Source organism: Nitrospirillum pindoramense (assembly GCF_007827955.1).
In the GTDB taxonomy this organism is placed as follows: Bacteria; Pseudomonadota; Alphaproteobacteria; order Azospirillales; family Azospirillaceae; genus Nitrospirillum; species Nitrospirillum amazonense_B.
Map to the genome: position 1 here is coordinate 373,091 of NZ_VITR01000003.1, position 23,906 is coordinate 396,996.

General features: G+C 66.7%; 16 protein-coding genes and 1 pseudogene. 7 read left to right on the forward strand and 10 right to left on the reverse strand.

Going from position 1 to position 23,906, the window contains the following annotated elements; translation table 11 throughout:
• Positions 1 to 402: 402 nt before the first annotated feature.
• Both FBZ90_RS06655 and FBZ90_RS06660 read left to right on the forward strand, forming a co-directional pair.
• Entirely contained in the window at positions 403 to 813 is a 411-nt protein-coding gene (locus tag FBZ90_RS06655) for a helix-turn-helix domain-containing protein (RefSeq protein WP_246130201.1), read from the forward strand.
• A 575-nt stretch (positions 814 to 1,388) separates the two neighbouring features.
• A complete protein-coding gene (locus FBZ90_RS06660) occupies positions 1,389 to 2,219 on the forward strand; it encodes a ProQ/FINO family protein (RefSeq protein ID WP_186455641.1) in 831 nt (276 codons plus the stop codon).
• Between the two features lie 88 nt (positions 2,220 to 2,307).
• Here the strand turns inward: FBZ90_RS06660 and FBZ90_RS06665 are convergent, their stop codons facing one another.
• On the reverse strand, positions 2,308 to 5,097 hold the full coding sequence (locus FBZ90_RS06665) for a DUF3369 domain-containing protein (protein ID WP_145730230.1): 2,790 nt from the start codon (positions 5,095 to 5,097) through the stop codon (positions 2,308 to 2,310).
• A 227-nt stretch (positions 5,098 to 5,324) separates the two neighbouring features.
• On the opposite strand from FBZ90_RS06665, the gene FBZ90_RS06670 reads away from it, so the two are divergent.
• Entirely contained in the window at positions 5,325 to 6,014 is a 690-nt protein-coding gene (locus tag FBZ90_RS06670; RefSeq protein ID WP_145730231.1) for a Spy/CpxP family protein refolding chaperone, read from the forward strand.
• Positions 6,015 to 6,077: 63 nt separating this feature from the next.
• Here FBZ90_RS06670 and FBZ90_RS06675 read toward each other — a convergent pair whose 3' ends face one another.
• The gene (locus tag FBZ90_RS06675) at positions 6,078 to 7,574 is read right to left on the reverse strand and encodes an MFS transporter (RefSeq protein ID WP_145730232.1); all 1,497 of its coding nucleotides are present in this window, start codon (positions 7,572 to 7,574) and stop codon (positions 6,078 to 6,080) included.
• Positions 7,575 to 7,687: 113 nt separating this feature from the next.
• On the opposite strand from FBZ90_RS06675, the gene FBZ90_RS06680 reads away from it, so the two are divergent.
• A complete protein-coding gene (locus tag FBZ90_RS06680; protein WP_145730233.1) occupies positions 7,688 to 8,311 on the forward strand; it encodes a helix-turn-helix transcriptional regulator in 624 nt (207 codons plus the stop codon).
• Between the two features lie 5 nt (positions 8,312 to 8,316).
• On the opposite strand, the gene FBZ90_RS06685 is transcribed toward FBZ90_RS06680, so the two are convergent.
• Both FBZ90_RS06685 and FBZ90_RS06690 read right to left on the reverse strand, forming a co-directional pair.
• Positions 8,317 to 9,753, reverse strand: coding sequence for a M20/M25/M40 family metallo-hydrolase (locus FBZ90_RS06685; RefSeq protein ID WP_246130186.1), 1,437 nt, complete (start codon positions 9,751 to 9,753; stop codon positions 8,317 to 8,319).
• A gap of 210 nt (positions 9,754 to 9,963) precedes the next feature.
• A complete protein-coding gene (locus FBZ90_RS06690) occupies positions 9,964 to 13,860 on the reverse strand; it encodes a sensor histidine kinase (protein ID WP_145730234.1) in 3,897 nt (1,298 codons plus the stop codon).
• A 252-nt stretch (positions 13,861 to 14,112) separates the two neighbouring features.
• On the opposite strand from FBZ90_RS06690, the gene FBZ90_RS06695 reads away from it, so the two are divergent.
• On the forward strand, positions 14,113 to 14,532 hold the full coding sequence (locus FBZ90_RS06695; RefSeq protein WP_145730235.1) for a response regulator: 420 nt from the start codon (positions 14,113 to 14,115) through the stop codon (positions 14,530 to 14,532).
• Positions 14,533 to 14,558: 26 nt separating this feature from the next.
• Here the strand turns inward: FBZ90_RS06695 and FBZ90_RS28280 are convergent, their stop codons facing one another.
• From FBZ90_RS28280 to FBZ90_RS06715, 4 genes are all read right to left on the reverse strand, one after another.
• The gene (locus FBZ90_RS28280) at positions 14,559 to 15,596 is read right to left on the reverse strand and encodes an alpha/beta hydrolase (protein WP_145730237.1); all 1,038 of its coding nucleotides are present in this window, start codon (positions 15,594 to 15,596) and stop codon (positions 14,559 to 14,561) included.
• A 73-nt stretch (positions 15,597 to 15,669) separates the two neighbouring features.
• Positions 15,670 to 17,985: an ATP-dependent Clp protease ATP-binding subunit ClpA gene (clpA, locus tag FBZ90_RS06705; protein WP_145730239.1), complete on the reverse strand. Its 2,316-nt coding sequence runs from the start codon at positions 17,983 to 17,985 to the stop codon at positions 15,670 to 15,672.
• Positions 17,986 to 17,990: 5 nt separating this feature from the next.
• Entirely contained in the window at positions 17,991 to 18,335 is a 345-nt protein-coding gene (gene clpS, locus FBZ90_RS06710) for an ATP-dependent Clp protease adapter ClpS (RefSeq protein WP_145730241.1), read from the reverse strand.
• A gap of 254 nt (positions 18,336 to 18,589) precedes the next feature.
• A complete protein-coding gene (locus FBZ90_RS06715; RefSeq protein ID WP_145730243.1) occupies positions 18,590 to 19,153 on the reverse strand; it encodes a phasin family protein in 564 nt (187 codons plus the stop codon).
• Between the two features lie 526 nt (positions 19,154 to 19,679).
• On the opposite strand from FBZ90_RS06715, the gene FBZ90_RS06720 reads away from it, so the two are divergent.
• A complete protein-coding gene (locus FBZ90_RS06720; RefSeq protein WP_246130187.1) occupies positions 19,680 to 21,080 on the forward strand; it encodes a D-alanyl-D-alanine carboxypeptidase family protein in 1,401 nt (466 codons plus the stop codon).
• Positions 21,081 to 21,091: 11 nt separating this feature from the next.
• On the forward strand, positions 21,092 to 22,033 hold the full coding sequence (locus FBZ90_RS06725) for a CPBP family intramembrane glutamic endopeptidase (RefSeq protein WP_145730247.1): 942 nt from the start codon (positions 21,092 to 21,094) through the stop codon (positions 22,031 to 22,033).
• 48 nt (positions 22,034 to 22,081) lie between these two features.
• On the opposite strand, the gene FBZ90_RS06730 is transcribed toward FBZ90_RS06725, so the two are convergent.
• Entirely contained in the window at positions 22,082 to 22,267 is a 186-nt protein-coding gene (locus tag FBZ90_RS06730; protein WP_145730249.1) for a hypothetical protein, read from the reverse strand.
• Between the two features lie 750 nt (positions 22,268 to 23,017).
• Positions 23,018 to 23,767 (reverse strand): annotated as a pseudogene (locus tag FBZ90_RS06735) (RHS repeat-associated core domain-containing protein); the annotation flags it as partial.
• Positions 23,768 to 23,906: the final 139 nt, after the last annotated feature.

Consider the following 23,906-nt stretch of genomic DNA (forward strand, 5'->3'; position numbering starts at 1 on the left):
CCACTGCAGGACAGGGGTGTCGTCGGGGCTTCTATCCCCTACTTTGTAGTCTACCAGGGATAAAGGAATTCCCTTATTTACCGTATGTAAACTTGTTTACGATGTCCTTATACAGACCGCTTCGGAACGGTATCCCTCTGGTGCTCGCGCGTCGCCTCCCCAACGGCTGACAGCGGAGCCTCGGTGGCGCCGTCCCGGATAACGGCAAAGGAGACGATCCCGTGCAGGGGGTGCCGTGTATCGGCCCTTGATGACGGTGGTCAATGAGGACAAGTCCCCGGATTGGCGATGGTTGCCATGACGCTGTCCGGGAAAACGCCTCGCCCCCCACGTGCGACAGGATTTTAGGAAATGACGACAGACAAGCCGAACACCGGCCGTAGCAAGACCCGCAAGCGCACCATGCTGGCTGCCGAAGAAGAGACGGGCACGAGCGTGGACAGTTATGTCGGTGGCCGAGTGCGCCTTCGCCGGACCCTGATCGGCATGAGCCAGGAAAAGCTGGGCGAGGCCATTGGCCTGACCTTCCAGCAGGTGCAGAAGTATGAGCGCGGCGCCAACCGCATCTCCGCTTCCATGCTGCACAAGATCGCCCAGGTCCTGGACGTTCCCATCAGCTTCTTCTTCGACGGCCTGGGCCCGCAGGGCGAGATCCCGGCACCGGCCATCGAGGCGGCGGTGGAGGGCGGCCGGCCGCCCAGCGAGCGGCGTGAAACCCTGGAGCTGGTGCGGGCCTATTCCCGCATCACCGAAAGCTCGGTGCGTGACAGCATCATGGCCTTGGCCAAGTCCCTGGCCAACCATAACGGCTGACGCCCCCAAGGCCGTTAAGCCTATCCGTTTTGCGCTGCGGCATGGATGGGAACCATCCATATCGTGGTTTGATTAAAAGCCGGGCGTCGACGATCATTGTCGCCGTCCGGCTTTTTGTTTGGAGTCGCCCACCATTTGGGTGCCTTTGCCCCGTAAGGGCGATCCGGGCACAAGGTCAGCCGGCTTTGCCCGTCCTGCAACGGATGCGTGGCGGACATGCGGGCATTAATCATCAATACTGCCTGTGCCTGTCGTTACAGGCGGTCCTTGTAAAACTTTCCTTAACCGCTAGGCCTGATAGTGATGACCATGGGGCACGACGATGCCGAACAGGGTCGCCACCAACCGCCTTTCAGCCAATACTCGTTCCGCCTGCGGTTTCATTAACGTTTTCATGTACCCGTTAATACGATGGGCTTGGAGATGACCGCACAGGGACGCCTTGGCACGCGAAGGCTCGGGGCATGCACGCTGGTTAAATCAAGGCTGCATCAAACGAGGGCGTGGAACCGACTTTCTGGTTGCGGCACCGCAGCAAAAAACTGGTATCGTTGCCTTGAGCCGGGATGGATGCCATGACAACTTTATCTCTCAAGAAGCCGCTGGGCTTTGAAACTAAACTGACTCTCGACGCGGCACAGCGCGGCACCGTTGGTGACCGCGGCGCAACAAAGCGTGTCGTCGTCCTGGAACGGACCCCGACGCCGGTGCGCAGCCGCCAAGGCGGCGGCGCCGATCGTGACACCGGTCGCTTTGATCGGGGGGACCGCCAAGCGGAACCCGATTTTGGTGAGCGCCGGCAGTCCCGTGGTGACGGTCCCTACCGCCCCGCCCATTACGATTATGAACGGCCGGACTCCGACTTCCGCCCCAATTACCGGGCGCTGGAAAGCCGGCACCAGGATAACCGGGACAGCCGCCCCCACGGGGGTGAGCAGCGCGGCCGTCCTGGCGGACGCCCCGTCCATGGTGGCGGGCGTGGCCGTGAGGACGACGCCAGCGATCGGCCCCACGTGTTGTGGCCGCCCCGCGTGGTGGTGAACGATTTCGATGGCGCCGCCATCACCCTGCCCCGCGTTGCCGGCACGCCGCTGGAACTGCCGGAGGACATGGCCCGGGTGCATGCCCAGCTGAGCCGCCGCTTCCCCGAGGCTTTCCCCGAGGACCCGGTGCCGCTGAGCCTGACCGTGGAAAAGGAAATGGCCCGCGCGTTGGGCGATGCCGACCTGGTGGCCACCGCCGAGTCCTTCCTGTTCGTCTACCGCGCCCACCCGGCCTACCTCGCGTCCGTGGTGCGCAACACCCGGCGGGTGACCCTGGACGGCGCCCGTGCGGAGCGTATCGAGCCGGAGGAGCGTGAGCAGGCGCTGTGGACCCTGCGCGCCCTGGACACCACGTTCCAGTAAGCGTCTTAACAGCATCCCGGCTCATCCAAAACGGCCGCCCCAAACTCTGGGGGCGGTCGTTTTTATTTATGCGATCGGAGGGCTGGGCCTAAGGGGCCGGCGGTGGCGTATCCTCCGCGTCGGACAGGAAGCGTTCGCGCAGAAGTTCCCAATCCTGGCGGCCGAACTCCACCGCCGATTGGGCGACGGCCACCGCGCGGTCCAGGTCGGCCGCGACACACGCCTCATGCAGGGCCATGGCCAGATCCTGCAATCGGATCAGCCCGCAGGTGCCCGCGGTGGCCATCAGATCGTGCGATTCGGCCCTCAAGGCCTTCAGATCCCGGTTCCGCGCCGCCTCGGCCAAGGTTTCCACCCGTTGTTTGCCCAAGGCGAGGAAGCCGCTGACGATGCGGATGAAATCCGGCCGGGCCGCCATCGTGGCCAGTTCCCCCAGCCTGTCCTCCGCCAGGATGCCGAACAGGGGCGGCACACTGGCAACCGGCTCCACCGGGGCCTCCTGCTGGGCGGGCTGGCCGCAGGCCCAATGCACCACCTTGCCGATGAAATGGCCCCGGTCGAAAGGCTTGGCGACATAGTCGTCCATCCCGGCGGCCAGGTATTCCTCGCGCATGCCGGCCATGGCGTTCGCGGTGATGGCGATGATGGGCATGCGGGCGCCCATGGCGCGCATGCGACGCGTGGCCTCGATGCCGTCCATGCGCGGCATCTGGATGTCCATCAACACCAGGTCGAAGCGGCGGCAGCGCACCGCCTCCAGCGCGTCGACACCGTCCTGGACAAGCACCGCCTCGAACCCCTCCTTGGCCAGCATCAGGCTGGCCACCTCCTGGTTCACCGGGTTGTCCTCCACCAGCAGGACGCACCGCCCCACGCCCCGCCCCTGCGCGGGCACGGGCGGCGCGCTGCTGCCGCCCCAGACGGCCGGCGACGGCCGACGGGTGGGGAGAGGCGCGGTAAAGCCCTCCTGAAAGGGTTGCTCGGCCGGTTCCAGGGGGACCGAGAACCAAAAGGTGCTGCCCACGCCCGGTTCGCTGGACACGCCGATGGTGCCGCCCATGAGCTGTACCAATTGCCGGCAAATGGCGAGGCCCAGGCCCGTGCCGCCGAAGCGCCGGGTGATGGAGGTGTCGGCCTGGCTGAAGCTTTCAAACAGGCGGGAGGCCTGCTCGGCGTTGATGCCTATGCCCGTGTCCTTGACCTCGCCGCGCAGGATCAAGGTTGGTCTGCCCCCGCCGGGGCGGGGCACGGGTGTCAGCACCAGGCTGGCGGCCACCTGGCCGCTCAAGGTGAACTTGATGGCGTTGCCGATGAGGTTGACCAGAATCTGACGCAGGCGCGTGGGATCGCCCCGCACCAGCACCTGCCGGTCACCCTCGTCGCGGTTGCCGTTGGCGATGCCGGGATGGGGGTCAGCCGCCTCCCCGCCCTCCACCAGCCCGGTCTTGAAGGCCAGGCCCTTTTCCCGCGCCCGGGGGGCCAGGATGGTGGCGACACCGTCCAGCAGGCCGCCCAGAGAGAAGTCGACGATCTCCAGTTCGACCTTTCCCGCCTCCAGCTTCGAGATGTCCAGAATGTCGTCGATGACGCCCAGCAGCGCCTCAGCGCTTTCGCGGATGGCCTGGGCGAAACCCCGCTGCTCCTCGTTCAGGGGGGTATCCAGCAGCAATTGCACCATGCCCATGACGCCGTTCATGGGGGTTCGGATCTCATGGCTCATGTTGGCCAGGAATTCCGATTTGCTCTGGCTGGCGGCCTGGGCCTGTACGCGGGCGCGGTCCAGGTCGCGGGCCAGCACCGCCAGGTCATGGGCTTGCCGTTCCAGCCGCTCCTGCTTCTCGGTCAGCATGGCGTTGGTGGCCTTCAGGTCCCGCGTGCGGCGGGCCACGTCACCCTCCAGCCCCTCCAGCAGGCTGACATTGTCGAAGCCCGCGGGGATCTTGGTGGCGAACAGCTCCAGCAGGTGCCGATCCATGGCCGAAGGCGGTTCCTGCGCCTTGATCAGGACCACCGTCCGGCCGACTTCACGGCTGGGGATATGCAAGACGCTGATATCATCGACGAACAGCGACTGCTGGGTGTTGAGCGCCCGCTCGATCAGGCCCGCGCCGGGAATGGCCCCGCTGGCAATGACCCCGCCGGGACTGGCCGCGCCGGGCATGCCCGCGGCGGCATGGCCGCCCAGGTGGGCATAGATGCCGCTGGCCGCCAGCACGCTGAGGGCCTGCCCCTCGGGCGCGTGGACGCAGATCACGCCCTGGGGCCCGCAGCTGAGGAAGCTGCCCACCTGGGTCAGGACGCCGGTGGCGAAGTCGCGCATGGAGCGGATTTGGAACAGCGTCGCAGCGCTGTCGATGATGCGTTCCAGCCCGCGCTTGTTCTCCTCCAGCGCCACGATGTGCCCGTAGGAGCGCAACGCCGTGATGATGGTGGTGGTGAGGCGCGCGGCGCTCAGGTCCGCCTTGGGGCGATAGTCGTCGATGTCATAGTCGACGATGACCTGCTCCTCCGGTGCGACGCCCGGCTGGCCGGTGCGCAGAATGATGCGTGTGGCCTCGTTGCCCAATTCGCGGCGAATACGACGGGCCAGCACCAGACCGGCATCGTCGGTTTCCATCACGACATCCAGCAGGACGACGGCGATGTCCGTCCCCTCGGCCAGGATCTTGAACCCATCCGCCGCCGAATGGGCCGACACGATTTCCACCCTGCGGTCGCGGAAGCGCAACCTGTTCAGGACCATGCGGGTCAGGGCGTGAACCTCGGCATCGTCATCGACAACCAGGATTTTCCAGGGCGGGAGGTTGGTGGGCTTTTGGAGCGCGGTCGCCCCCTCCCCCTCATCCCGCCAGATGGCCTCCTCGTCCATTCCCTGCATCGACCACGGTCCCCCTGGGGAGTAGGCCCATCTGCCGGCGGCTCCCCTATCCGCCGCCCCTGTATCGGTGGGGCGGGCTGTTGTTTCAGACTATCCCAGATACCCGGGTAGTGACACGCTTCTTAAGGTTTCATCAGCGTCGGGCGACAGTTTCCCCAAGTTGGGCCGTATATCTGCTTAGCCGGTTCTAGAACGGCGAAGATGAACCTGACGAGGCTTGTAGATCCATGTCCCGCTTCCGTACCCAACTCCTTTCGACCTTGGCGGTCGGCGTCTTTGCCGTCGGTGTGGCGGCTGGCGCTTTCGCCCAGGATTCTTCCCATTCGGCCCCGCCGCCCATGGCGCGTGAGCACCATCGCGGTGGCCCGTGGGAACATGTGGATGGCCGCCTGGCCTTCTTGAAGGCCGAACTGAAAATCACTGCCGCCCAGGAAGGGCAGTGGAAGAAGTTCGAGACCCTGGTCCGTGCCGATGCCGAGGAAATGAAGCAGAAGGCCGAGAAATTTGAGGCCGAGCACAAGGCGCGCTGGGAAAAGGTCGAGGCCGCCCGCAAGGCCGGCCAGCCGGTCGAGCCGCCCGCCCCGCCCTCGCTGACCGAGCGGCTGGACCGTGCCGACAAGATGGCGGCCGAACATGCCAAGCACATCAGCGAGCTTAAGGCCGTGCTGACTCCGCTGTACGCCAGCTTCACGCCGGAACAGAAGGAAAAGGCCGACACCATGCTGGCCCATGTGATCGGCCCGCACGGCCATCACCCCGGTGGCGGCCATCACGGCTTCGGCGGTGGCCGTTTCGGCGGCCCCGGACCCGGCTTTGGCGGTGACCAAGGCATGCATGGCGGCCCCGGCCGCCCCGGCCCGGATGGCGATGACGACGGCGACATGCCGCCTCCGCCCGCCCCGCAGGACGCCGACTGATCCTTTCCGGGATTAGGAACGCCTGAAAAGACGGCGGCGGATCGTTGGGGATCCGCCGCCGTTTCATTTTTCACGCTCCGTGGGCGCCTTGCGCGGCGTGCTGGGACTTACCGCCCGCTCCGGCACCAGCGACACAAAGAAGGCGGTGGCGCCGGGCGCGGCCATCAGCAGGAACAGCCAATGGGCGGCCGCCTGGGCACCGGCCAAGCCGCCCGGATCGACCAGGCCGGCGCCGTTGGCGATGACGCCCGACAAAGCGGCCCCCAAAGCGCCCCCCAGCGATTGCACGGTGGCGATGGCGGCGGAGGCCTTGTCCTGCTCCGCATCCCCCGCCCACCTCAGCACGCCGGCCACCAGATGGGCCCAGCACAGCCCGACGCCACCCCCCATGGCCAGAATGGCCAGGACCGCCGGCGCCATGGCCATCCATCCGCCCCAGGCCGTCTCGTCGCCGAGAAGCGGGGCCAGCGCCAGAGTGGCGCCCGCTTCCAACGTGCACCCGGCACTGATGGCCAGGACTGCCCCCCGCCCCCGGAGCGTGCCGGTGAAAAAGGCCGTCAGCGTCCAACCCAGGGCCACCAAGGCGACCAGATATCCCGAGGTCAGCGGCGCCACCCCGTGGAGGGTCTGCAGGAAATATGGGATGTAGACATCGCTGGAGACGGTGATGATCAGCCCGAACATCACCAGGTACAGCCGGGCGATGGGCTGCCCCAGCCGGGTCGCGCCATGCGGCAACAGGCGTGTGGCCGCGCGCCGCTCCAGGCCCAGCATGGCGGCGAACAGCGCCAGCGAGCCCGCCAGCATCCCCGTCTTGAGGTCAGCGCGCCCGTCCGTCCCGGCCGCGCTGACCAGCAGCACCGCGGCCAGCAACAGGCTGATCTGGGCCAAGGGCGGGCGGGCATCCTGCCGCTCATCCGCCACCCGGGGCAGCAACCGCCCCGCACTGGCCGCCATCAGCAGGGCCGGCGGCACCAGGATGGAAAACGCGTAGCGCCAGTTCGCCCCGCCGGCGAAAAGGCCCCCCGCCGTGGGGCCCAGGAAGGTGGCGACGCCCCAGATGGCGGCATAGAGGGTGGACGCCTTGCGCCACAGCGGCTCCGGATAGACATGGCGAATGAAGGCATAGGCCAGGCCGGACAACATGCCGGCGCCCAGGCCCTGCACCGCCCGCCCCAGCAACACCACGGGCATCGCCGGGGCCGCCGCGCAGACCAGGCTGCCGGCGCTGAACACCAAGGCCCCCACGGTGTAGACGCCGCGCAGGCCCAGGGTCCGGGGACGTAGGGCGACGAATTGCGCGCCCAGGACCGCCGCCGCGACATACAGGGTGGTGAGCCAGGCGAACAGGTCCAGTCCGCCGATGTCCCGGACGATGGAAGGCGCCACCGTCGCGGTGACATAGGTTTCCACCGCGAACAGGGTGACACCACCACCCAGCATCAGGGTGGCCGGCAGCAAGCCGGGTGAGAAAAGCCGCCAGACGGAACCGGCGGTATCGCGGGACGATGCGGCCGGCGCGGGATCGGGGCGGGGGGGAGGCTCTGGGGCGGAAGACATGGCGGCGGCGTTCCTTGCGGGCTTGTCCTTGACCCGGTGGTGATTTTTTTCCAAGTTCATTATTGGAAAATACGCGCCGCGTCGATTAAAGCAAGTTTAAACTTGGAAATATCATGCCCCACGCTCCCCTCAACCGTGTCCTGCTGATGTTGAAGACGGAAGGGCCGCAGCCCACGGCGACCCTGGCCACCGCGCTGGGGATCACGGGTGAAGCGGCGCGCCAGCAACTGGCGCGTTTGGCACAGGAGGGCGTGGTGGAAAGCGTCGGCGAGCCGGCGGTCGGCCGCGGTCGTCCCCGCCAGCGCTGGCACCTGACGGCGGCCGGGCACGCCCATTTCCCCGATGGCCATGCGGCATTGGCCACAGCGCTGCTGTCCACGCTGGTGGCACAGCTGGGACCGGCCGCGCTGGATACCGTCATTGCCGCGCGTGAGGCGGAAACCCTGGACCGTTACAAGAACGAAATGATCGGCGCGCCGGACTTGGCCGACCGGATCCGGCGCCTGGCCACCATCCGCACGGCGGAAGGCTACATGGCCGATAACTGGCGGCAGCCGGATGGCAGCTGGATGCTGGTGGAAAACCACTGCCCCATCTGCGCCGCGGCCAGCGCCTGCGCCGGCTTCTGCCGCTCGGAACTGGAAACCTTTCGCGCCGTGCTGGGCGCCCGGGTGGAACGGGTGGACCACATTCCCCAGGGCGCCCGTCGTTGCGCCTACCGCATCACCGGCGACTGACGCCGTCAGTGGGTCCCGGATTCGCGGGTAGCGGGTTCGCGGAAGGTGCCGTTGGCCTGCATGGCCAGCCACAGCACGCTGGCGTAGGCCGCCGTGGACTGGTCGATGGTGGCGCGATCCACCCGATCCAGCGTGTCGTCCGCCGTATGGTGGATGTCGAAGTAGGTGGTGGCGTCCAGCGACAGTTCCGCCACCGGCATGCCGGCCTTGGCCATGGGGCCCAGGTCGGAGCTTTCGCCCTCCTCGTCATCGCGCCCCTTGACGATGCGTAGGGGTTGCAGCGCCGTGGCGATGGTGGCCAGGGCGCCCGCGTTGTTGGCATTGGCCTTCATCTTGAATTGCCACACCGGGCCGATGCCCAGGTCCGCCTCCGTACCCAGGATATAGCGGTCGGCCTCGGCCGCGTGCGCCTTGCCATAAGCGATGGCGCCGTAGGTGCCCTCCTCCTCCGCCGCGAACAGCACGACACGCAGGGTGCGCTTGGGCTTTTCCGGCAGGCCCTTGATCAGCTTGGCCGACGCCAGCGCGATGGCAACACCGGCGCCATCGTCGATGGCGCCCGTGCCCAGGTCCCAGCTGTCCAGGTGTGCGCCGACCAGCACGATCTCGTCCGGCTTCTCCGTCCCCTTTAGGTCGCCCACCACGCTGTAGGTGGTGATGGGGTCCAGCGGAGCCACGTCCAGCACCAGCTTCATCTTCACCGGCCCCTTGTTATCGGGTCCAGGGGCCAGCAGCCGGTCCAACTGGGCGGCATCGACGGTGGAGATGGCGCCGGCCGGGATCTTGGGCACGCCGTCCTCATACCGGGTCATGCCAGTGTGGGGCAAGCGGTGGGCATCGGTGCCGACAGAGCGGATGAGCACCGCCGCAGCCCCTTTCTTGGCCGCCGCCGCCGGGCCCGCGATGCGCATGGCCACGGCCTCGCCATAGCCGCTGCCGTCCTGGGTGCGGGTCATGGGCAGGGCGATGTAGGCGATCTTGCCCGCCAGCGACCCGGCCGGCGCCGCCTGCAGCTCCGCCAGGTTGGCGAAGCGCACCACCTCGGCCTCGATGCCCTCCGGCCCCGTGCCCACGCTGGCGCCCAGCGCTGCCACGGCGATCGGCTGCGGCAGGGGCGACAGGAGGCTGGCCCGTTCCAGGCCGCGTCGCCAGCCGGGCATGGGCACGGCCTCGGTATGGACGTTCTGCAGGCCCAGGTCCTTCATGGCCTTGACCGCCCAGGCCACGGCCGCCGCGTCATTGGGCGTGCCGGGCAGACGCGGCCCCACCTGGGTGGTCAGCGACTCCACCACCTCATAGGCGCCACTGCCGGCCAAGGCCCGCTTCTGCAATTCCTTGACGCTGGAGAGCGCCGAGTCCGGAATGGCGGCCGGGCTTTCGGCGGCCCACGCCGCCGGGGCCATCAATCCGGTGGCCATGCCCAGGGCAATGCCCGCGCCCACGGCCCTGTTCCTCATTCGCATCACGCCCCTGCCCATCGCACCCTTGCCCATCACGCCCTATCTCCCATCCATTGGACCGGCCCGGACGGCCCCCGCCCTCGTTCGAGTCCCTGCTGGGTGTGGAACCTGCCACGAGGGAGGGGCGCCGCGCCATGGCGGAGTTGAGCGCCGGAGCGGTTCCGGCAAGGGGCTGGCAGAAGGCGGAGGTGGTTACCCCGTGGGTTCCAGAACCGGTGGCGCCTCATTGGTCTGGAAACTGCCCAGCGCGATGTGCACGCGCGTGCCCTCGCCCGGCAGGCTGTCCAGGCTCAGTTCGCCCCGCAGCGGGCCCGTCACCAGGTTATGGACGATGTGCAGGCCCAGGCCGGAGCCGCCCGACCCCTGCTTGGTGGTGAAGAAGGGTTCGAACGCCTGCGCCGCCAACTCCGCCGTCATGCCGCGCCCGTTGTCGGACACCGTCACGGTGGCGGTCCCGGCGGGGCCCACCCCGACCTGGATATGGATGGACGGATGCGCCACCCCGTCAAAGGCATGGACCACGGCGTTCTGCACCAGGTTGGTCAGAACCTGGGCCAGTTGGCCCGGCCGCGTGGGCACGATCAGGCCCTCCGGCCCGTCCACCGTCGCGGCGACGCCGTGTGCCTTCAACAGCGGCTCCAGGCTGAGCAGCGTTTCGCGCAGGTATTCCGTCAGGGGAACGGCGCGCACGCGCTCGCTGGTCTGGTCCACCGACAGTTGCTTGAAGCTCTGCACCAGATCGGCGGCACGGCGCAGGTTGCGGTTCAGGATTTCGCACTCGGCGCGTGTTTGCACCAGGAAGTCGTCCAGGTCCCCCCGGCGCAGACGCTTGTCCGCCATGGCGCCGGCCAGGGCCTCGACCTCGCTCTGGAGCTGGGAGCCCAGCGTGACGGAGACGCCCAGCGGCGTGTTGATCTCATGCGCCACCACCGCGACCAGATTGCCCAGCGATGCCAGCTTTTCCTGCTGGACCAGGCGGGTCAGGGCGCTTTCCAGGTTGGCCAGGGTTTGGGCCGTCTCTTCCCGCGCCCGTTCCACATCGCGGAAGGCGGCGGCGTTGGTGATGGCCACCGCGGCGAAGGCGGCCATGGAGCGCAGGGCCTCCGCGTGCCGGGGCAATGCGGCGTCCGGCCGGCTGATGCGCACCTCCACCACGCCCAGACGCCGGTTGCCGACGCGCAAGGGCGCATGCATCAGCGTGTCGGCCGGCCCGCTGGAGGTGGAGGCCCCTTCCGCCGCCCGCTGGTAAAGCGCATCGTCCGGCGCCAGCGGTCCCAGGGGCGTCTCGGCCGTGCCGCCGGCATAGACCAGCGACAGGCGGGTCGCGTCCGGATCGTCGAACAACGCCACGCGCAGGGCGGCGGCGGGCATCAGCTCGTTCACATGGGCATGCAGGGCGCGGCAAATGGCCTCCCGCTCCAGCGATGCCGACAGGTCCCGGCCGGCATCGCCCACCCGGCGCAGCGTCGCGGCGGAGGCGGCCAAGTCGGCCGTGCGGGCGTCCACCAACTCCTCCAGTTCCCGCTGGCGGCGGCGATGCCAGGCCAGGCGGGCCCAGAAGGCCATCGCCACGGCCCCCACCACGCTGGCCACCGCCAGGATGCGGAACCACCATGTCTGATACCAGGCCGGCAGCACCGTGACCGGCAGGGACAGGGTTTCCGGGTTCCACCGGCCATCCTTGTTGCTGCCCCGGACCAGCAGCCGATAGTGGCCGGGCGACAGGTTGGTGTAGACGGCGCGGCGGCGCTGCGCGTCCTTTTCCAGCCAGGCGGTGTCGAAGCCCTCCAGCATGACGGCGTAGCGGTTACGGTCGGGGGCGGAAAAGTCCAGCGCGGTGAACTCCACCTCAAATCCCCGGTCACCGGGGCGCAGGATCAGGGGCACGCCCTCGATGGCGGCGGGCGGCACGCTCTGGGTTCCCACCCGCACATCGGTGACCGCCAGCGGCGGGGCGAACCGCCAGTCGGCGATGGCGTCTGGGGACACCACGGTCATGCCGCCGTCGCCGGCGAACAGCAGCTTTCCATCCGGCGTGACGGCGGAAGCGTTTTCCCAATAGCGGCGGATCAGGGCGTTCTCGGCCGGCCCCAGCACACGGACGGCCAGGCTGCCGACGTCGATGCTAACCAGTTCGTCCGCCGTGGTGGCCCACACATGGTCGTGGCCGTCATAGGTCAGGTTGTTGATCCGCAGGCCGGGCAAGCCGTTTTGCCGATCCAGGACGCGGAAGCGCGGCCGGCCGGCGGCGTCGCGCCCCTCCAGGATGGCGATGCCGCCTTGGGCTGTACCCACCCAAAGCCGACCCTGGCCATCCTCCGCCAGGCTGTTGATGTAGTCATGCGGCAGCGATCCGGGGTCGGTGGCGTCATGCGCCAGCCGTTCCACCGCGCCGGTGGCAGGATCCAGGCGATTGAGGCCATGTTCCGTGCCCGCCCAGACGGCGCCGGTATGGTCCACGGCCAAGGCGATGATGCGGTCATCCACCAGCGTGGCCGGGTTGGCGGGATCGCGGCGGTACAGGGTCTTCGCGCCGTCGGCGCCGATGCGCACCAGGCCCGCGAAGGTGCCGACCCAGGTCGTCGGGCCAGCCGTCACCACGCGGGAGATATAGGGATAGGGATTGATGGTGGGTAACGCCTCGCGCTCCACCGTTCCCGACGCTTCCGCCACGCGGTACAGCCCCCGGGGCGTGCCGGCCCACACGGTGGCGGGGGCGCTGGCGTCCGCATCGGCCAGGCGTGCCATGGCCACGACGTCCAGTTGCGGCAGCGTGTGATCGGGGTTCGCGTTGGGCCCCCCGGCCAGGATGCGGCGCGCCCGGCGCGTGGCGGGGTCGAACAGCAGGATGGCGCCATCGCCGCCCAGCCACAGCGTGCCCTGGGGCGTCACCGCCACGCTCTTGATGGTGGGCAGGTCGCCCAGGGGCGGCCGGCCGTTACCCGTGAACAGGGTGACCAGGGCGGCGTTGGTGGGGTTGTGCACATCCAGGCCCGAATCCCCACCCGTCCAGATCAGGCCGGACCGATCCTTGAGGATGGCGCGCAGGGCGTTGCTGGACAGGGTGGCGGGGATGTCGGGCTCATGCCGGATCGTGTGGTAGACCCCTTGGGCCACGTCCACCTCGGCGATGCCATTGCCCAGCGTGGCCACCCAAAGCACACCCGGCCGCACCTCCACCGACCCGCGCATGGTCACGGCCGCCAGCGGCGGCTCAGTCTCGCTCCGTGGACGGATGACCGTCAGGGACTGGTCGTGGGTATCGTAAACGCCCAGGCCGCTGCGATCGCCCCCCAGCCAGAGGCGGCCGTCCGCCCCCTCCTCGATCTGCCAGACACTGTCGGCCAGCAGTGCCTCGGCGGCCGGCGATGGGGTCGCCAGCGGCGGCGGAGCGAAGCGGTCGCCTCCGGCGGGCCGCATCACCAAGCCCCTGGCCGTGCCGGCCCACAGGTTTCCGGCGCGGTCCTGGTGCACGGTGAACACCGTGTTATGGGGTAATGCGTCGTCGCCGGGGGCCTTTTCCTTGGCGGCATCCCTGGCGGGGTCCTTGTCGGCGTGGCGGAACCGTGCCACCACCCGGCCATCGCCGGTGAGGTGGTCCAAGCCGCCCCGCGTGGCCACCCAGATGCCGCCGCCGCCGTCGTCGCTGATGTCATAAACGGTGGCGGCGCTGACCCCGTTGGGGCCGGGTCCGATGGTGCGGAACCGCTCCGTCACCGGGTCGTAGAGGGCGAGGCCGCCGACATGGGTTCCAACCCAGAGCCGGCCCGCCGGGTCCACATGCAGGGCGCGGATGACACCGTCGGGTAGAGACCCCGGCACATCGGGATCCGGCTGGAAGACCCGCATATGATAGCCGTCGAAGCGGGCAAGGCCGTTGGTGGTGCCGATCCAGATGAAGCCGCGCTGATCCTGTGCCAGGGAAAAGATGGTGTCGCTGGGCAACCCGCGCGAGCGGTCGATGTGCTCGAACGCCGTCTGCCCCAGCGCTTGCCATTGCCCCGGCTCCGCCCACGCCTGGTCCCAGGGCAGCCCGAAGGTGCCCAGGGCGGCCAGCCAGACAATGACGAAGAGGGACACTGCGCGCATCAGCACAACCACCTGGGTGACGGCAATCGCCGGAGTCACCGAGAGGGGTGGCCCGAACAATCCTGGATTTTATACAATCGATGCCGCTGCGCCACAAAATCAGTATCGCCCGGCGTCGTTCCCCCTGCGGCAAAGGGGCTGGGCGGCGTGGGGAATCCCGCCTATTGTGGCGTCAACAGTGGGCGCCCCCAGGGTGTCCCTTAAAAGCCGCGCGCCGCGACATGCGTCCCGACTCCGCCAAAGGCATACGCGATGAGTATAGAAAATACGGCCGTTAGCGCCGCCCCCGCCGCGACGCGGGTGTTGGTGGCGGAGGATAACCGGGTGAATCGGGAGCTGATTCTGGCCGTCCTGCGGCGCCTGGGATACGACGCGACGGGCGCCGCCGACGGGGCGGAGGCCATCGCCCTGTTCGACGCCGCCGCGCCCCCGTTCGAGCTGGTGCTGTTGGATTTGCATATGCCTGGCGTCGGCGGGGCCGAGGCAGCGCGCGAGCTGCACGGCCGCCCTGCCCCGGCGGGCCGCAGCCGGCCGGTCCCCCTGGTGCTGATGACGGCGGAAACCGACGTCATCGACCATCTGACCACGGGGCTGTTTGCGGGCTACGTCGCCAAGCCGCTGGTGTGGAACGACCTGGACACGCTGATCCGGCGCCTGGTGGCGATGGAGTAATGAACAAGACTGCGGCAGTGGTCCTGTCAGGGGAGGAAACCACGTTCCCGCAGCCATTGCTGGAACAGGTCAGGCCACGCCGACTCCCCTGGCACTCCCGTGGCCAGGCCCGCGCCATGTGGACCATGGTCAAACCAGTAAACGGCCGCCGGAACCCCGGCCGCCTGTAAAGATCGCGCCAGCAGCCGGCTGTTTTCCGGGCTGACGCGCTGATCATCCAGGCCATCGAAGAGGAAGACGGGCGGCGTATGGGGGCCGACCAGATTTTGCGCTGAAAGCCGCCGCTCCAGCGCGGCGCGTTCCGCCCCCCGATATCCCGACAATAGATGACGGGCGCTGGCCGAGGCCGGAGCGTCCCCCGCGTCCATGGTTATAACGGGATATCCGAGCCCAAGGACGGCAACGCCATCGTCCACGTCGTCGGTCGCATCCCGCCTGGACAATCCGAAATCGTCGCCGGGGCGGAAGGCGATCACGCTCGCCAAATGGCCGCCGGCGGAAAATCCGAAGATCCCGATGCGGCGCGGATCGATGCTGTAATGGGGGGCCAGCGCCCGCACCAGCCTCACGGCCCGACGTCCATCCCATAAGGGTACAGGGAAGCGGTAGGTGCCATCGGCCTGAACCAGGCGATAGGACAAAACGAAGGTGGTGATACGCAGATGCCGGGCGAAATAGGCTGCGACGGGCTCCTGCTCGCGCGCGTTTGACAGGCGATCGTAACCGCCCCCCGGGATCAAAACCAGGGCGGGCCCAATATCCTGTCCAGGCGCCCGAAAGACCTTGAGGAACGGGATATCCCGACAAGCGTCATCCCCTATCGCAGCAGGAGCCGGCCCAGGCCATAAGCGAATGTCGTCCGGGTCCGCCGGATTGAAACAGGGGGCCGCGCCAGCGGCGGATCCACCTCCGACGGCTAAGCTTAGGACCAGCAGCGTGGCCCACCGGATTGCGATCCGTCCGATGCAGGGCGCCCTGCGTGACAACGCTGTTTTCTCCGCGCCATGCCGTCCCGTGATCCCAAGCGGCCGACAGGCGCTGCCGAGGGGGCGGGACCAGATCATGAGAAAATGGGCCCCGGATGCCCCGGGGCCCAACCTCGCAAGCGCCTCGATACCGGATCAACCGCCACCGGCCTCAGGTCACCAGTTCCGGCACCTTTTCCTCCGGCTTTTCCCGCTGCGACGGGCGGCTGCCACCGGCGGCGTACTCGAAGGACAGGGCGTCGTCCTTGACGGTGACGCGGACGGCGCCCCCCTTCACCAGCTTGCCGAACAGCAGCTCTTCCGCCAGCGGCTTCTTGATGTACTCCTGGATGGTGCGGCCCAGGGGGCGCGCGCCGTACAGCGGGTCGTACCCCTTTTTCGACAGCCAGTCGCGGGCCTCGTCCGTCAGTTCGATGGTGACGCCGCGGTCGCTCAGCTGCGCCTCCAGCTCCATGACGAACTTGTCCACCACCCGGCCGATGATTTCCGGCGACAGGCCGGAGAACGGGATGATGGCGTCCAGGCGGTTGCGGAATTCCGGGGTGAACAGGCGGTTGATCGCCTCCTCATCCTCGCCCAGCCGCTGCTCCCGGCCGAAGCCGAAGGCGGGCTTGGCCAGATCGGCCGCACCGGCGTTGGTGGTCATGATCAGGATGACGTTGCGGAAGTCGACCGTCTTGCCGTTGTGGTCGGTAAGCTTGCCGTGGTCCATCACCTGCAACAGGATGTTGTAGAGATCGGGGTGCGCCTTCTCGATCTCGTCCAGCAGCAACACGCAGTGCGGATGCTGGTCGATGGCGTCGGTCAGCAGGCCGCCCTGGTCGAAGCCGACATAGCCCGGGGGCGCGCCGATCAGTCGGCTGACGGTGTGCCGCTCCATGTACTCCGACATGTCGAAGCGCGTGAGTTCGATGCCCAGGGTGCGCGACAGCTGGCGCGCCACCTCGGTCTTGCCCACGCCGGTGGGGCCGGAGAACAGGTAGTTGCCGATGGGCTTTTCCGGGTCGCGCAGGCCGGCGCGCGCCAGCTTGATGGCGCTGACCAGGGTGTCGATGGCCTTGTCCTGGCCGAACACCATGGTCTTCAGGTCCCGCTCCAGGTTCAGCAGCACCTCGCGGTCATCGCGGCTGACGCTCTTCGGCGGGATGCGGGCGATCTTGGCGACCACCGCCTCCACGTCCTTGACCTGGATGGTCTTCTTGCGCTTGGCCACAGGCAGCAGCATCTGCGCCGCCCCGACCTCGTCGATGATGTCGATGGCCTTGTCCGGCAGCTTGCGGTCGCCGATGTACTTGGCCGACAGCTCCACCGCCGAACGGATGGCCTCACGCGTGTAGCGGACGTTGTGGTGCTTCTCGTAGTAGCTCTTGATCCCTTCCAGGATCTTCACGGCGTCGTCCAGCGAGGGCTCGTTGACGTCGATCTTCTGGAAGCGGCGGACCAGGGCGCGGTCCTTCTCGAAGTAGCTGCGGTATTCCTTGTAGGTGGTCGAGCCGATGCAGCGCAGGGCGCCGCTGGCCAGGGCCGGCTTCAGCAGGTTGCTGGCGTCCATGGCTCCGCCTGAAGTGGCGCCGGCGCCGATCACCGTGTGGATCTCGTCGATGAACAGGACGGAGCCCTCGACCGCCTCCAACTCCGACAGCACGGACTTCAGCCGTTCCTCGAAGTCGCCGCGATAGCGGGTGCCCGCCAGCAGCGCGCCCATGTCCAGGGCGAATATGGTGGCGTTCAGCAGCACCTCCGGCACCTCGCCATGGACGATGCGGCGGGCCAGGCCCTCGGCGATGGCGGTCTTGCCCACGCCGGGGTCGCCCACGTACAGCGGATTGTTCTTGGACCGGCGGCAGAGGATCTGGATGGTCCGGTCAACCTCCTGCGCGCGGCCGATCAGGGGGTCGATCTTGCCGCTGAGCGCCTTCTTGTTGAGGTTGACGCAGTAGGCCTCCAGCGCCTCGGTGCCCTTCTTGGGCGCCTTCTCGCCGGCGGTGGTCTCCTCCTCGGCGCCGCTGACGCGCTTGGCTTCGGAGCGGCCTGGCGATTTGGCGATGCCGTGGGAGATGTAGTTGACGGCGTCGAAGCGCGTCATCTCCTGCTCCTGCAGGAAATAGACGGCGTGGCTCTCCCGTTCGGAGAACAGGGCCACCAGCACATTGGCGCCCGTCACCTCTTCCCGGCCGGAGCTTTGGACGTGGATGGCGGCGCGCTGCAACACCCGCTGGAAACCGGCGGTGGGCTTGGCGTCCTCCGACCGGCTGGAGATCAGGTTGCTCAGCTCGTTGTCCAGGTATTCACCCAGCTCGACCCGCAACTTTTCCACGGTCACGCCGCAGGCGCGCAGCACCGCCAGGGCATCCTGATCCTCGGTGAGCGCCAGCAGAAGGTGTTCCAGGGTCGCGTACTCGTGCCGACGCTCATTGGCGTAAGCTAGGGCCCGGTGCAGCGTCTGCTCGAGATTACGCGAGAGCATGCCTACTAATCCTTCTCCAAGGTGCATTGCAGGGGATGCTGGTTCTGGCGCGCGAAATCCATCACCTGGGTTACTTTCGTCTCCGCCACCTCGTAGGTGAACACACCGCATACGCCCACGCCACGGCGATGGACATGCAGCATGATCCGCGTCGCCTCCTCCCGGTTTTTGGAGAAGAAACGCTCCAGGATGTGGACGACGAACTCCATCGGCGTGTAGTCGTCGTTCAGCATCAAGACCTTGTACATGGAGGGCTTTTTGGTCTTAGGCTTGGCCTTGACCACGACGCCGGTGTTGGTGCCGTCGCCGCCAGTGCCGCCCTCGCTTCCGTGACTGTCGAACTCCGTCATGGCCTTCCAGGTACGTGTCTCTCGGGGTGGTCATCCCAGGGATAATATGAGATCGCGGCGGGCCGTTGGAAGACCCCAGGTGACCTTAATCATGCCTGGCGTGCGATGAACGCACGGGAATCATCCAAGCGCGTTGGGCGGCCGGACGCAAGGCGCGCCATCACACCAAAAAAATAAAACCCGGTGGGCGCGCGCCCACCGGGTTCGTCAGCATCGGCTGGAACGGCCGGCCGCATGGCGCGGCCCAACCGCGATCACGCCGCCAGGCGCGGCTTGCCGAACTTGGTCACGACCGCGTTGACGCGGGCGGAGATAGGCTCGATCGCCTCGTTGGCCAGCTTCACCGACAGCTCGGAGGTCTTGGTGGCCTCGCTCACCAGGGTGTCGAAGCTGGTCTTGGCGAACTCGGACTGCAGGTCCACCGCCTCGCGCAGGGTCTTCACGGCCAGCAGCGCCTTGGTGGCCGCCACGCTGCTCTCCAGCGAAGACTGGGCGTAGGCGACGAAGGACTTGGACAGGTTTTCCAGGCCCTTGGCCAGAACGGTGGAGGACTGCACCAGGGCGTCCACCGTTTCCTTGTTGAAGCTCGTCAGCTCCTCATAGGCCTCGAAGGCCTTCTTGCTGGCCTTCTCCACCTGCTCCTTGGTGAGGGCGACGGCCTGCTCGTAATTCTTGGTCACGGCGTCCTGCGCGGCGGCCACGGTGGTTTCGGCGGCCTGCTTGGTGGCGGCGCCGGTTTCCACGGCGGCGTCGGCGACGACCTTCTTGGCCCGCGACGCGGTGGTGGTGACGGGGGTGGGAGTATTCGGGGTGGTCATGACAGTGCTCCTTCCAATGATCGCGTATGATCCATCGGCCGCCCGATGCGGCCCGTGCCCGGGTCAGGCTAACCGGCGTCGGCCGGGCGGCGTGCCGACGGCGAACGGCCCACCAGAGGCACCGTCATGTTGCGTCGCAGCACGATTTCATACGTGGGCCCTGCCGCGCGCTTTGTCAACCGGTTTTTGTGCGCCGCAAAATTTCCGTAACACGACCGCTGGGCGACGACATGCCGGAGTAAGGTCCAGCAAAGTCTTGGATAAAATATGCTTAATAAGCCAAGCGGTCCATGTACGCTGCCTCGCACGGGGTGATTATGCTGCAGTGCAGCACATCTTTCGGCGAGGCGGCTCCTCCATCCGGGGTAGCGCTGGGCCGGGAAACGCGCGACGCGCATGTAAAGGCGGGCAATGATGCTCGGGCCTTCTTTGTCCTTAACGATATTTTCAATACTGGACACGGAATCATCATGCCTTTACTTTTGTCGGCATCATCGACATGGCATGGCGGAAGGGGCAGTTCACCGTGACCCATTGGAATCGCTCGGTTCGGGGGAATCGCTCGTCCCTTACCCACATTGCTTGGCGGCTGGCCGTCCTGGCCTTCATGGCCTGCCTCGCCTTCGCCCCGGGACGCGCTTTCGCCAAGTACGCCGCCATTGTCGTGGATGCTGAAACCGGCCAGGTGCTGCACGCCGCCGGCGCCGACACCCAGAACTACCCGGCGTCCCTGACCAAGATGATGACGCTGTATCTGCTGTTCGATGCGCTGGATGCCGGCCGCGTCACGCTGGATACCCCCTTCAAGGTTTCCGCCCATGCCGCCGCCCAGGCCCCCAGCAAGCTGGGCCTGGACGCGGGCGACACCATCCGGGTGCGCGACGCCATCCTGGCCCTGGTGACCAAGTCGGCCAACGATGTGGCGGTGACGGTGGGGGAAAACCTGGGCGGCAGCGAGCCGCGCTTCGCCCAGATGATGACCGCCAAGGCCCGCGCCCTGGGCATGAGCCGCACCACCTTCCGCAACGCCTCCGGCCTGCCCAACACCGGCCAGGTGACGACGGCCCGCGACCTGGCGCGGCTGGCCCAGGCCCTGATCCACGACCACGCCAAGCAGTACGCCTATTTCAAGACGGCCAGCTTCACCTACAACGGTGAGACCATGGCCAACCATAACCATCTCATGTCCCGTTATCCCGGGATGGATGGCATCAAGACCGGGTTCATCAACGCCTCCGGCTTCAACCTGGTGGGCTCCGCCGTGCAGGACGGACGCCGGTTGATCGCCGTGGTCATGGGTGGCAGCAGCGCCGTGTGGCGGGACAACCGCATGGCCGACCTGCTGGATGAAGGCTTCGCCACCAAGCCTGGCCAGGTGCTGACGGCGGAGGCGCCCATCCGCGCGCCGCGTGATCGCGGGGCGTCGCAGGCGGGGGCGGTGCAATTGGCGAGTGCTGAAAGCCAGGACAGCGCCACCTCCGAGGGCGATGAAGACGAGGCCGATGAGGCGCCCGCGCCAAAGGCCACCAAGGCCGTGCGTCTGGCCAGCGCCGCCGGCAAGGCCGCCAAGGCCGTGGGCAAGGCGGCGGAAAGCGTGGCCGACCACACCCTGCTGGCGGCCCCGGCGGAAGCGGCCCCCGCCGTCGCCACCGGCACCAAGGGCAAGAACATCCCGGCGGGCTGGAGCATCCAGGTGGGCGCCTATAACGACCGCGCCGCCACCCAGGCCGCCATCGCCCGCGCCACACAGAAGTCGCGGGGCCTGCTCAACGCCGCCGTGCCCAACGTGGTGGAGGTGTCGTCCGCCAAGTCCACCCTGTACCGCGCCCGTCTGGCAGGCTTGAGCGAGAAGACCGCGCGCGCCGCCTGTGCCCAGTTGAGCCGCCAGGGCCAGGGCTGCATCACCATCGCCCCCGGCGCCAACTGATCCCCGCTTCCATGGCGCCCCCCGGCCCGGCGGCGGGCGATGGCCCCGCCCCGCCCTCTCTTTTGGCTTTGGCTCGGCAGCGGCGGGAGCCGTGGTGGGCCTTCCTGGCCGGCATGGTGATCGTCGTCATCGGCAGCGTCCTGATCGCTGTGGTGCTGCTGAAACTGCCGCACTGGTCGCATGTGGACCGGGCGATGGTGCGCAGCGAGGGACTGCGCGCCATTGTCGAATTGCTGATGCTGCTGGGCAGCGTCGCCGCCGCACTGCTGCCCCTTACCCTGGCGGTGCGCTGGCTGCACGGACGGCCCTTGCGCAGCCTGGTGTCGCCCGTCGCCGGCCTGGATGTGGGATTGGCGCTGCGCTCCGCCCTGCTGTGGGGCGGGCTGGTGCTGCTGACGGTCGTGGCCAGCGGCCTGATCGACGTCTGGAACGGCGAGCCGTTCGCCCCTGGCGGGCAGCCCTGGCCCCAGGTGCTGGCCTTCGCCGCCGCCACGGCGTGGATGGTGGTGCTGCAGGTCACAGCCGAAGAGGCGGTGTTCCGCGGCTATATCAGCCAGGGGCTCTACGCCGCCACGGGCAGCGCCTGGGTGACCGCCCTGCCCGTGGCGCTGCTGTTCGCCGCCCTACATACCCAGTCCTGGAGCAACGGGGTGTGGGACCAGCGCGCGCTCTATTTCATCATCTCGCTGCTGCTGTCGGCGATCACCGCCAAGGCCGGCCGGCTGGAGGCCGCCATCGGCATCCATCTGGGCCAGAACCTGGCCGCCATCTATGTCATGGGCGTCCTGGGCCCGCCCTTCCCCTCCCTGCTGGGCGTGGGCGCGCCGGAGGGCAAGCCGGCGGGCCTGGCGGAGGTGGGCACGGTACTGCTGACCATGGCCGTCGTTGTGGGTCTGTACTGGTATTTGGGCGTGCGTCGCGGCTGGGTGGTGCGACAGCCAGGGGCAGGATAATCCCTCCCTTTTCCGCCAAGGGCGACGCGACGGTTACCATATGGGTTCCTATCGAATGGCCGTCTCCACCTGGCCATCCCCCTCAACGTCTCTGCGGATACGCTCATCTTCGATGAGCACGAACGCGCTCCCAAGGACGAGGGCGTCAGGCTGATCCTGCAAGCGCTCGACGAGTTCACGCCCGAGGAACTCGCCACGGTCAAGACCGTCCTCCAGGGCCTCGTCCTCCAGCACCAGGCGCGCCGCTGGGCCAACGCCTCTTGGCGGCGGACAAGGCAGGCGGTAAGGGCAGCACCTGGTTCTGCGGATGGATCGGGGATGGCGGGACGCCACAAGCGGCGAGCAACTCAGCCGCTAAGGTAAGCTGCTGTTCTAAAACACAGAATCCACATCGGTGTGGATCGGTGTGGACTGGTGTGGATCGGTGTGGATTTAACGTGGATCGGTGTGGACCGGTGTGGATTTAGCGGCGGCCGATAGGCGCGAGAACTCAGGCTAAGCAGCTGATTCTCAATGGAGAATGAGTGTTTTTAGGCCAGCGGCCGCAATCGGCCGCGCCAGGCGCCAAAACGGCGGCAGGGGCGCTAAAACAGCCGCAACCCCGCTCCGCAGCGTCAAAAATGACAGGATTTAGGATTACACCTGTGCATCATCTATGCACATTTTATCACGCAAGCCGGTTAGGGCCTTGATCCCGTAGTGATATATAGCTGTCAGAGATGGTTACAAGCCATCCCATCCTAGCCTTTCCAAGCCACTGGCCAAAAAATATATAATCAGCGACAGGATCTGTATGCCAACGGCCCAACCCTTCGAGATTCTCCCGTCCATAAATTGAGACGACGAACTGACATAGCCTAACAAGCAATAAACCTCTCTACTCAAGAATCTATCACCGCTCCACAGTGATGCGGATGTTAACAGTATCCCTATAATCAGATTTACCACGACGTATAGCACATACCTCATAATCATAGCTCACTCCTATTGGCAGCTTAGGCGGCTCGCGCAAAGTCTAGAACCCGTTATCCGGGACCCATCAAACGACCAACCCGGGAATGGGGTTGGTTTCGACTTGAAGTCCTGCCTTGGCAAGGGATTGCTAAAGCCCGGTGTGTTTAGGTCCGGTTTCTGAACATCGTCAAAGCCAGCCGCGTCAAGAAGACCATGGGTGAAGCTATTCGAATTATATTCATCCTTGCCAGGGCGAGGGAAGAGAGTGTATTTTTCGTTATTTCTGTAATTATTGAATGCACTTGTAAGACTACCAATCATATCATCTTCAGTTTTCCCTTCTGGTATTTTTAGATTTTCCTGGAATGCCGGAGCCGCCCTCACATCGGTAGGCCTGTTAATTCCTTTGTAAAGATTCCCACCATTCCCCATGAGGGTGCTTACAGGATTATTACTGGGTCCAGCCCCCATAAATTCCATATATTCCCCAGAAGGACCTCTAAAGAATCCAGCTACGTTGCGATATTTGTCTTGATCCTCAGGAATAATCGCAATCTTTGTATGGTAATTCCCAAGCCCCACTTCATGTGCCATCAAAACGATCCTCAATCCATCGGGATCGACAGCATTTAACGGGTTATTTGCCGTGTAGGCATAGCGGTTGAGCCCATCTACAAAGCCCGCCGGGTCCATCTGCAACCACCTGCCGATGCCCGGCACGTAGGTGCGGTTGGGGGTGACGTAGAGCCCGATCTCGTCATACCGCATCCCCGCATAGCGATACGGTGACCCGGTGCTCCCGTCCTAGGCACTCTGGCCAGAGTACGCAGTGACGGCATGTTACATCCGGCTCAGCCGTCGTAGCCGCACCTCCCCCTGGCTGGCACTAAAAAAAGCCGCGACCCCAGCGGATCGCGGC